This window comes from Leclercia sp. M-A074-M (assembly GCF_965195605.1).
GTDB lineage: Bacteria > Pseudomonadota > Gammaproteobacteria > Enterobacterales > Enterobacteriaceae > Enterobacter.
This window is the reverse complement of the sequence record NZ_CBDAHM010000023.1, coordinates 1-9,505: the sequence shown is the minus strand read 5'-3', so window position 1 is coordinate 9,505 and position 9,505 is coordinate 1. Positions and strand designations below refer to the sequence as shown.

At 58.1% G+C, this 9,505-nt stretch carries 7 protein-coding genes and 2 pseudogenes; 5 read left to right on the top strand and 4 right to left on the bottom strand.

All coding sequences use genetic code 11. From position 1 onward, the window contains the following. Together ACOKCT_RS22800 and ACOKCT_RS22795 are read left to right on the top strand one after the other, a co-directional pair. Positions 1-635, top strand: a 635-nt coding sequence (locus ACOKCT_RS22800; RefSeq protein WP_073998868.1) for an IS5-like element IS903B family transposase, incomplete at its 5' end; no start/stop codon positions are given. Positions 636-691: 56 nt separating this feature from the next. Continuing rightward, positions 692-1,789, top strand: a pseudogene (locus ACOKCT_RS22795) (TonB-dependent receptor domain-containing protein); the annotation flags it as partial. On the opposite strand, the gene ACOKCT_RS22790 reads toward ACOKCT_RS22795, so the two are convergent. Next, a complete protein-coding gene (locus ACOKCT_RS22790) occupies positions 1,764-2,393 on the bottom strand; it encodes a PAS domain-containing protein (protein ID WP_013188478.1) in 630 nt (209 codons plus the stop codon). The pseudogene ACOKCT_RS22795 and the gene ACOKCT_RS22790 sit on opposite strands and share 26 nt — an antisense overlap. Before the next feature lie 309 nt (positions 2,394-2,702). Here ACOKCT_RS22790 and ACOKCT_RS22785 point away from each other — a divergent pair, with 309 nt between their 5' ends. Together ACOKCT_RS22785 and ACOKCT_RS22780 are read left to right on the top strand one after the other, a co-directional pair. Beyond that, positions 2,703-3,263 carry a recombinase family protein gene (locus ACOKCT_RS22785; protein WP_001161490.1) on the top strand — a complete coding sequence of 187 codons (561 nt, stop codon included), beginning with the start codon at positions 2,703-2,705 and terminating at the stop codon, positions 3,261-3,263. A gap of 3 nt (positions 3,264-3,266) precedes the next feature. Continuing rightward, positions 3,267-6,233, top strand: coding sequence for a Tn3-like element TnAs1 family transposase (locus tag ACOKCT_RS22780; protein WP_001138014.1), 2,967 nt, complete (start codon positions 3,267-3,269; stop codon positions 6,231-6,233). On the opposite strand, the gene ACOKCT_RS22775 is transcribed toward ACOKCT_RS22780, so the two are convergent. From ACOKCT_RS22775 to sul2, 3 genes are read right to left on the bottom strand one after another with little or no spacing between them, the layout of a single operon-like run. Beyond that, positions 6,230-7,075, bottom strand: coding sequence for an APH(6)-I family aminoglycoside O-phosphotransferase (locus tag ACOKCT_RS22775; protein ID WP_420193911.1), 846 nt, complete (start codon positions 7,073-7,075; stop codon positions 6,230-6,232). The two genes, ACOKCT_RS22780 and ACOKCT_RS22775, sit on opposite strands and share 4 nt — an antisense overlap. Continuing rightward, the gene (gene aph(3'')-Ib / locus ACOKCT_RS22770) at positions 7,075-7,878 is read right to left on the bottom strand and encodes an aminoglycoside O-phosphotransferase APH(3'')-Ib (RefSeq protein WP_001082320.1); all 804 of its coding nucleotides are present in this window, start codon (positions 7,876-7,878) and stop codon (positions 7,075-7,077) included. Before aph(3'')-Ib ends, ACOKCT_RS22775 begins: the two co-directional genes overlap by 1 nt. A 60-nt stretch (positions 7,879-7,938) precedes the next feature. Further along, on the bottom strand, positions 7,939-8,754 hold the full coding sequence (gene sul2, locus ACOKCT_RS22765; RefSeq protein WP_001043260.1) for a sulfonamide-resistant dihydropteroate synthase Sul2: 816 nt from the start codon (positions 8,752-8,754) through the stop codon (positions 7,939-7,941). Positions 8,755-9,083: 329 nt separating this feature from the next. Between sul2 and ACOKCT_RS22760 the strand changes: the two are divergent. Further along, positions 9,084-9,188 (top strand): annotated as a pseudogene (locus tag ACOKCT_RS22760) (Arm DNA-binding domain-containing protein); the annotation flags it as partial. Positions 9,189-9,505 lie beyond the last annotated feature (317 nt).

Below are 9,505 nucleotides of genomic sequence, written 5' to 3'. Positions count from 1 at the left end.
GCAGGCGGGCAAAGTCGGTTAATATCAGTTTCAAAACGCCCACCCGGGGTGAAATCGCACACCTGGTAATTGATTCCACCGGGCTGAAGGTCTTCGGTGAAGGCGAGTGGAAAGTCAAAAAGCATGGCCAGGAACGCCGTCGTATATGGCGTAAGCTGCATCTGGCAGTTGACAGTAAAACACATGAAATCATCTGCGCTGACCTGTCGCTGAACAACGTTACGGACTCAGAGGCCTTCCCCGGGTTAATCCGGCAAACCCACCGGAAAATCAGGTCAGCCGCCGCCGATGGAGCTTACGATACCCGGCTCTGTCACGATGAACTGCGGCGTAAGAAAATCAGCGCGCTTATCCCGCCCCGAAAAGGTGCGGGTTACTGGCCCGGTGAATATGCAGACCGTAACCGTGCAGTGGCTAATCAGCGAATGACCGGGAGTAATGCGCGGTGGAAATGGACAACAGATTACAACCGTCGCTCGATAGCGGAAACGGCGATGTACCGGGTAAAACAGCTGTTCGGGGGTTCACTGACGCTGCGTGACTACGATGGTCAGGTTGCGGAGGCTATGGCCCTGGTACGAGCGCTGAACAAAATGACGAAAGCAGGTATGCCTGAAAGCGTGCGTATTGCCTGAAAACACAACCCGCTACGGGGGAGACTTACCCGAAATCTGATTTATTCAACAAAGCCACGCGCTGGACACACCACGATGACAGCGGTTTTATCCCTTACGCCATCACCACCGGCCTTGATTACGAGGCGATGACCGAACAGCGCAAAGGCTATGAGAACTTTGTTTATCAGAACGGCGTTTACGATCTCGGCACCAAAGGTGATATGCGACGTAACGAACGTAACCTGATGTGGAACCTCGATCCCTACATTCAAACGCACTGGCAGCTCACCTCAGCCCTGGGGCTGGACGCCGGGGCGCGCTATAGCTCGGTATGGTTTGATTCCAACGATCGTTATGTTGTAGGTAAAAATGGTGATGATAGCGGCGAAGCGAGCTATCACAAGTGGCTTCCGGCGGCAGCGCTGAAGTATGCCATGACGCCGCAGTGGAACGTTTACCTCTCTGCCGGGAGGGGATTTGAAACGCCGACCATTAACGAGCTGTCCTATCGTCCCGATGGTCAGTCCGGGCTTAACTTTGCTCTGCAACCGGCCACTAACACCACCGTTGAAGCAGGCAGTAAATGGCAGGTGGGCACCGGGATGGCGAGCCTGAGCGTCTTCAATACGGACACGAAAAATGAAATTGTCGTTGCCGCCAGCGACAATGGCCGTACGTCCTATCAGAACGCGGGCAAGACGCGCCGCCGCGGGGTCGAACTGGGATGGGATCAGCAATTTGCGCCCGCCTGGCGCGCCAAACTGGCGTGGACGCTGCTGGATGCGACCTACCGTGAAAACGCCGGCGATGCTATTCAGAGCGGCAATCGGATCCCGGGGATTGCACGTAATAGCGCCTATGCCTCCTTTGGCTGGGTGCCGGAAGAGGGATGGTACGCTGGCGCTGAAGTCCGCTATATGAGCGATATTCAGGTCAACGATGCCAATAGCGAGCAGGCTCCAGCCTATACGGTGACGGCACTGAATACCGGCTATAAATATGTGCTAGATAACTGGACCGTCGACCTCTATACGCGCGTTGATAACCTGTTTGATAAGCGCTACGTCGGCTCTGTTATCGTCAACGAGAGCAACGGACGCTATTATGAACCGGCGCCGGGCCGTAACTATGGCGTTGGGCTATCGGTCAGCTATCAGTTTGATTCGCTGTAACAATACGGCTGCCGGAGAGTGCTATTGAGGTGAGGCTCCGGCAGCGGGTAAAGGCGTTGATTCCTGGTAACAATAAGCTGCTTATTGATGTATCAGTAAGCATGCCGGCAGCCATTGCGCTTGATATAATACTACCCCATATGAGCAAGAGTATTTTCACGGAAAAGCTAGCAGCCAATTTCGGCCTCGCGGCCTTCCCGCTTCTCAATTGAGCATATAATTTTTCCGCAGCCAAAACCTGCTCAGGTTCAGGCTTGGTCCTTACAGACTGGTATTCAACAATCGAACCATTCTTAGCTATTGGCGTTACATAAGCACTTACCCAATAGTGGTCGCCATTTTTACAGCGATTTTTTACTAGCCCCATCCATGAGCGGCCAGATTTTAATGTACTCCACATATGCTCAAATGCAGCAGGCGGCATATCTGGGTGTCTTACGATGTTGTGAGGCTGGCCTAATAGTTCTTCCTCAGTGAAACCACTGATTTTAATGAAGTCAGGATTAACGTACGTGATATGGCTTTGAGGGGAGGTAGTCGAAAGAATATTGGCATCTTTTGGGAGTTCTAAGTTTCGACCCGTCACTGGTAAATTCTGGCGCATAAGAACCTCAAGGGTTGGCTGTTTTATTTTATTGTTTTCGGCATTAAGCCCAATTTCTTGAGCGTTACGATAAAGCTAGCATGGAAACGATAGGTGCAAGCAAGTTAAGGGTTGCATCGCGCATGTCAATCTAGGCTATACCCTAACTTGATGTCAGGCAGGGCCGCGCCGCTTCGTCAGAATAGAGTCTGCTTTCCCATTTTTTGACACATGCCCGCGAAGGTTATAGATTTCAGCCTGACAGAAATGGGCTTTGAGGCACAACGGAACAGAAAGTGCACTTAAGCCGCCTTCAACCAAGGAGACATCGTGCAGGGGCACCGCATCGGCTACGTCCGGGTCAGCAGCTTTGACCAGAACCCGGAACGCCAGCTGGAACAAACCCAGGTGAGCAAGGTGTTCACCGACAAGGCATCGGGCAAGGACACCCAGCGCCCCCAGCTCGAAGCGCTGCTGAGCTTCGTCCGCGAAGGCGATACAGTGGTGGTGCACAGCATGGATCGGCTGGCCCGCAACCTCGATGACCTGCGTCGCTTGGTACAGAAGCTGACTCAGCGCGGCGTGCGCATCGAGTTCCTGAAGGAGGGCCTGGTGTTCACTGGCGAGGACTCGCCGATGGCCAACCTGATGCTGTCGGTGATGGGGGCCTTCGCTGAGTTCGAGCGCGCCCTGATCCGCGAGCGGCAGCGTGAGGGCATCGCCTTGGCCAAGCAGCGTGGCGCGTACCGGGGCCGCAAGAAAGCCCTGTCCGATGAGCAGGCTGCTACCCTGCGGCAGCGAGCGACGGCCGGCGAGCCCAAGGCGCAGCTTGCCCGCGAGTTCAACATCAGCCGGGAAACCCTCTACCAGTACCTCCGCACGGACGACTGACACATGCCGCGTCGCTTGATCCTCTCGGCCACGGAGCGGGACACCCTGCTTGCGCTGCCGGAAAGCCAGGATGACCTGATCCGCTACTACACCTTCAACGACTCCGACCTGTCGCTGATCCGCCAGCGACGCGGCGACGCCAACCGCCTCGGCTTCGCCGTGCAGCTCTGCCTGCTGCGCTACCCCGGTTACGCGCTGGGAACCGACAGCGAGCTGCCCGAGCCGGTCATCCTGTGGGTGGCGAAGCAAGTCCAGGCCGAGCCGGCGAGCTGGGCAAAGTACGGCGAGCGCGACGTGACCCGTCGCGAGCATGCCCAGGAACTGCGCACCTACCTGCAACTGGCCCCGTTCGGCCTGTCCGACTTCCGCGCCCTGGTGCGCGAGCTAACCGAGCTGGCCCAGCAGACCGACAAAGGCTTGCTGCTGGCCGGTCAGGCCCTGGAGAGCCTACGGCAGAAACGACGCATCCTGCCGGCGCTGAGCGTGATTGACCGGGCCTGCTCGGAAGCCATTGCGCGAGCCAATCGGCGGGTCTACCGCGCCCTGGTCGAACCACTCACGGACTCGCATCGGGCCAAGCTGGACGAGCTGTTGAAGCTCAAGGCCGGCAGCAGCATCACCTGGTTGACCTGGCTGCGCCAGGCACCGCTGAAACCCAACTCTCGGCACATGCTGGAACACATCGAGCGGCTGAAGACATTTCAGTTGGTGGACTTGCCCGAAGGCCTGGGCCGGCACATCCACCAGAACCGCCTGCTCAAGCTGGCCCGCGAGGGTGGGCAGATGACGCCCAAAGACCTCGGTAAGTTCGAGCCGCAGCGCCGCTACGCGACCCTGGCCGCCGTGGTGCTGGAGAGCACCGCGACCGTGATCGATGAGCTGGTCGATCTGCATGACCGCATCCTGGTCAAGCTGTTCAGCGGCGCGAAGCACAAGCATCAGCAGCAGTTCCAGAAGCAGGGCAAGGCGATCAACGACAAGGTGCGCCTGTACTCCAGGATCGGCCAGGCGCTGCTGGAAGCGAAGGAAAGCGGCAGCGACCCCTATGCCGCCATCGAGGCGGTGATTCCCTGGGACGAGTTCACCGAGAGCGTCAGCGAGGCCGAGCTGCTGGCCCGGCCGGAAGGCTTCGACCACCTGCACCTGGTCGGCGAGAACTTCGCCACCCTGCGCCGTTACACGCCGGCCTTGCTGGAGGTGCTGGAACTGCGCGCCGCGCCGGCCGCGCAAGGCGTGCTGGCAGCCGTGCAGACCCTGCGTGAGATGAACGCCGACAACCTGCGCAAGGTGCCGGCCGATGCACCCACGGCCTTCATCAAGCCGCGCTGGAAGCCGCTGGTGATCACCCCGGAAGGCCTCGACCGGAAATTCTACGAAATCTGCGCCCTGTCCGAGCTGAAGAACGCCCTGCGCTCCGGCGACATCTGGGTCAAGGGCTCGCGGCAGTTCCGCGACTTCGACGACTACCTGCTGCCGGCCGAGAAGTTCGCCGCACTCAAGCGCGAGCAGGCCCTGCCCCTGGCGATCAACCCGAACAGCGACCAGTACCTGGAAGAGCGTTTGCAGCTGCTGGACGAGCAGTTGGCCACCGTCACCCGCCTGGCCAAGGACAACGAGCTGCCCGATGCCATCCTCACCGAGTCAGGGCTGAAAATCACCCCGCTGGATGCGGCGGTGCCGGATCGGGCGCAGGCGCTGATCGACCAAACCAGCCAGTTACTGCCGCGCATCAAGATCACCGAACTGCTGATGGACGTGGACGACTGGACGGGCTTCAGCCGCCACTTCACCCACTTGAAGGACGGGGCCGAGGCCAAAGACAGGACGTTGCTGCTGTCCGCAATCCTCGGTGATGCGATCAACCTCGGGCTGACCAAGATGGCCGAGTCGAGCCCCGGCCTGACCTACGCCAAGCTGTCCTGGCTGCAAGCCTGGCACATCCGCGACGAAACCTATTCGGCGGCCTTGGCCGAGCTGGTCAACCACCAGTATCGCCACGCCTTTGCCGCCCACTGGGGCGACGGCACGACCTCATCCTCCGATGGCCAGCGCTTCCGCGCGGGTGGCCGGGGCGAGAGCACCGGGCACGTCAACCCGAAGTACGGTAGCGAGCCGGGACGGCTGTTCTATACCCATATCTCCGACCAGTACGCGCCGTTCAGCACCCGCGTGGTGAATGTCGGCGTCCGCGATTCCACCTATGTGCTCGACGGCCTGCTGTACCACGAGTCCGACCTGCGGATCGAGGAGCACTACACCGACACGGCCGGCTTCACCGATCACGTCTTTGCCCTGATGCACCTGCTAGGCTTCCGCTTCGCGCCGCGCATCCGCGACCTCGGCGAAACCAAGCTGTACGTGCCGCAGGGCGTGCAAGCCTACCCGACGTTGCGCCCGCTGATCGGCGGCACCCTGAACATCAAGCACGTGCGTGCCCACTGGGACGACATCCTGCGCCTGGCCAGCTCGATCAAGCAGGGCACCGTCACCGCCTCGCTGATGCTGCGCAAGCTCGGCAGCTACCCGCGCCAGAACGGACTGGCCGTGGCCCTGCGCGAGCTGGGCCGGATCGAGCGCACGCTGTTCATCCTGGACTGGCTGCAAAGTGTTGAACTGCGCCGCCGCGTGCATGCCGGCCTGAACAAAGGTGAGGCGCGCAACTCGCTGGCCAGGGCGGTGTTCTTCAACCGCCTTGGGGAAATCAGGGATCGGAGCTTCGAGCAGCAGCGCTACCGGGCCAGCGGCCTCAACCTGGTGACGGCGGCTATCGTGCTGTGGAACACGGTGTACCTGGAACGCGCCACCCAGGGGTTGGTCGAGGCCGGCAAGCCGGTGGACGGCGAGCTGCTGCAATTCCTGTCGCCGCTGGGCTGGGAGCACATCAACCTAACCGGCGATTACGTCTGGCGGCAGAGCCGCAGACTGGAAGACGGGAAGTTTCGGCCCTTACGGATGCCCGGAAAACCTTAGCGTACGATTTTTTCCGAATTCTGCGGGCTCCCCATCGCGGCCGCGATAGCTAGATCGCGTTGCTCCTCTTCTCCATCCGCGTTCCAAGCTGCGGAAAGGCACCCATAAGCGTACGCCTGGTCGAGCAGGCGACGCGGATCGACGTCCAGCGCACGAGAGAATGCGTCCGCCATCTGTGCAATGCGTCTAGGATCGAGACAAAGGTCGTCTCTGTCAGCCGGATCGTAGAACATATTGGCGGCGCCAAAGCCCACTTCACCGACCAGACCGACGGGATCTATCACCAGCCAGCCGCGACTGGAGAACATGATGTTTTCATGATGCAGATCGCCATGTAGCCCACGCAGTTCCGAGGCATTGCTCATCATTTGATCGGCTATAATCGCCGCGTGGACGTAGTCAGTTTGACAACCTGCGTTTTGATCATCGCGCGCCCGCTGAAACAAAGCTGCAAAGCGATCCCGGATCGGGAGAAGGGCAGAAGGCAGGGGTTCCTCAGATGCGGCATACAGCTTCGCCATTAGTTCCGCTGCAATTTCGGTCGCCTGGTAGTCGCCGTGCTCGGCAACGATGTGAGAGAGCATTCGCTCCCCGGCATATTCGAGCAACATCAGATTGTTCTCACGACCGAGCAACCGGACTGCTCCCCTCCCATTGCGCCATACCAGATAGTCGGCCCCGCGCAGTTCATCAGCAATGTCTTTTATAGGTTTCAATCCCTTGACGATTGCAGGAGTCCCGTCTGGCAATGAAACTTTCCAAACGAGGCTGGAAAAGGTGTCCGCAATGAGAACAGGTTGCGAAACGTGCCAATGAGCAGGAAAAACAGGCGGCATGAACATCAACCCCAAGTCAGAGGGTCCAATCGCAGATAGAAGGCAAGGCGTTCGCGGTCGGGGGCTTCGATCCCCAATACATTGAATAGGACAGCGAAGGCGCGCTCTGCTTCATCTGGCGCTGCCCAGTTCTCTTCGGCGTTAGCAATCATGAGTGCCAAATCGGCATAGCGATCTGCTGTTCCGAGCCGCCCAAGGTCGATCAGACCCGTGCATTGAAGAGTTTTAGGGTCCACCATGAAGTTCGGCATGCAGGGATCACCATGGCAAACAACCATATCGGTGCGCTCTTGGTCGAGCCGCACCGGTAGCTCTCGTTCGACACGAGCCAAAAGATCGAGCTGCGGCGTACTCTTGTCCTCGTCCGGTAAGAAGTCGGGATTGACGGCATTGCGGGACACCACATCAACGGCGCGTCCGAACATTCGCGACAGCCTGCGCTCAAACGGACATTGATCAACCGATAGGCTGTGAACAGCGCCAAGTTGCTGCCCCATTGACGGCCACGCTTTGAGCAAATCCGCTCCAGACAGATCAGCCGCCGGTACTCCCGGAATTGCCGTTATCACCAAGCATGCACCCTCCTGTTCCTCCTGCCAGTTGATGACCTCGGGGCAAGCCACACCTCGACCTTTGAGCCAAATGAGGCGGTCACGCTCTCCAGCGAGCTCACCGCGGCGGGAAGCAGGTGCGATTTTCGCGAAGGCATGCCCGTCACCACGTCGAAAAACAAAATCACCAGATTCTCCGCCTCTGACAGGCAACCAGTCAGAATGCGATTTACCAAAAAAAATATTAGTTCGATTCAATGGAGGTTCCTTCAGTTTTCTGATGAAGCGCGAATATAGAGAAATATCCCGAATGTGCAGTTAACGAATTCTTGCGGTTTCTTTCAGCGCCGCCAATACCGCCAGCCCGTCGCGCAAGGGGCGCGGCTCGTGTGTGCGGATGAAGTCAGCTCCACCTGCGGCGGCGGCAAGCTCTGCAGCGAGTGTCGCGGCCCCGACATCCCCCGGACCACGGCCTGTGAGCGCGCGCAGAAAGGATTTGCGCGAAACAGACAGAAGCACCGGCAAATCGAAGCGCAGCCGCAATTCATCGAACCGCGCCAGCACCGAGAGCGAGGTTTCGGGAGCAGCCCCCAGAAAAAACCCCATGCCGGGATCAAGGACAAGGCGGTTGCGTTTGATACCGGCACCCGTCAGCGCCGCGATGCGCGCGTCAAAGAACGCCGCAATGTGATCCATGATGTCGCCAGCGGGTGCCTCGCGCCGATCTGCCTGCCCGTCTTGCACCGAATGCATAACGACGAGTTTGGCAGATGATTTCGCCAATTGCGGATAGAACGCAGCGTCTGGAAAACCGCGAATATCATTGAGATAGGCCACACCACGCGACAAGGCATAGGCTTGCGTCGCGGGTTGATAACTGTCGAGCGAGACGGGAATGCCATCTGCCTTGAGCGCGTCCAGCACCGGCGCGATACGCGCGATTTCTGTGTCGGACGAAACAGGCGCGGCGTCGGGATTGCTGGATGCCGGACCGAGGTCGATCACATCTGCCCCCTCGGCCATCAGCTTACGCGCCTGCGCAATGGCTGCGTCTGGCGCCAGATACCGGCCTCCATCGGAGAAACTGTCCGAGGTTATGTTGACGATGCCGAAAATGATGAGCGATTTATTCATGGGGGCTTCTATAATAATAATAATCGAGCATGAGTCTCATACGGATGCTCGGGTCGAAAGGGAATCCCCAGGCGAGTAACCTGTTTGCGGTGCTCCATTAGCTGCAGGAGCAGAATAGCATACATCTGGAAGCAAAGCCAGGAAAGCGGCCTATGGAGCTGTGCGGCAGCGCTCAGTAGGCAATTTTTCAAAATATTGTTAAGCCTTTTCTGAGCATGGTATTTTTCATGGTATTACCAATTAGCAGGAAAATAAGCCATTGAATATAAAAGATAAAAATGTCTTGTTTACAATAGAGTGGGTATCGGAGACGAAGAAGGACAAGGTACATGCTGACCGATACCAAGCTGCGCAATCTCAAGCCCAGGGACAAACTCTACAAAGTGAATGACCGGGAAGGTCTCTATGTGGGGGTCGCCTCAGAAAACGGAATCTATGGTCACTCCCGTTTTTGCAACACCGATTTTGACGACAAGTTGGCTTGCTTGAATCTATCCGGCGTCTGAATGGGATTTTATTCCCGCGCCTCGATGAGTTCCGCGCCTGATGAACCTCCAGAAAATATACGGCTTCAATGAGCCTTTCCGTTTTACAGGTTCCTCAACAGGCCGGTGGGCCGTTAGTATCATCAATAGGCACTGTTGCAAAGTTAGCGATGAGGCAGCCTTTTGTCTTATTCAAAGGCCTTACATTTCAAAAACTCTGCTTACCAGGCGCATTTCGCCCAGGGGATCACCATAATAAAATGCTG

Excerpts from the sequence above, each read along its gene's own strand:
- ACOKCT_RS22790 (WP_013188478.1), bottom strand. The coding sequence starts at position 2,393 with ATGCGCCAGAATTTACCAGTGACGGGTCGAAACTTAGAACTCCCAAAA.
- ACOKCT_RS22775 (WP_420193911.1), bottom strand. The coding sequence starts at position 7,075 with ATGTTCATGCCGCCTGTTTTTCCTGCTCATTGGCACGTTTCGCAACCT.
- ACOKCT_RS22780 (WP_001138014.1), top strand. The coding sequence starts at position 3,267 with ATGCCGCGTCGCTTGATCCTCTCGGCCACGGAGCGGGACACCCTGCTT.
- sul2 (WP_001043260.1), bottom strand. The coding sequence starts at position 8,754 with ATGAATAAATCGCTCATCATTTTCGGCATCGTCAACATAACCTCGGAC.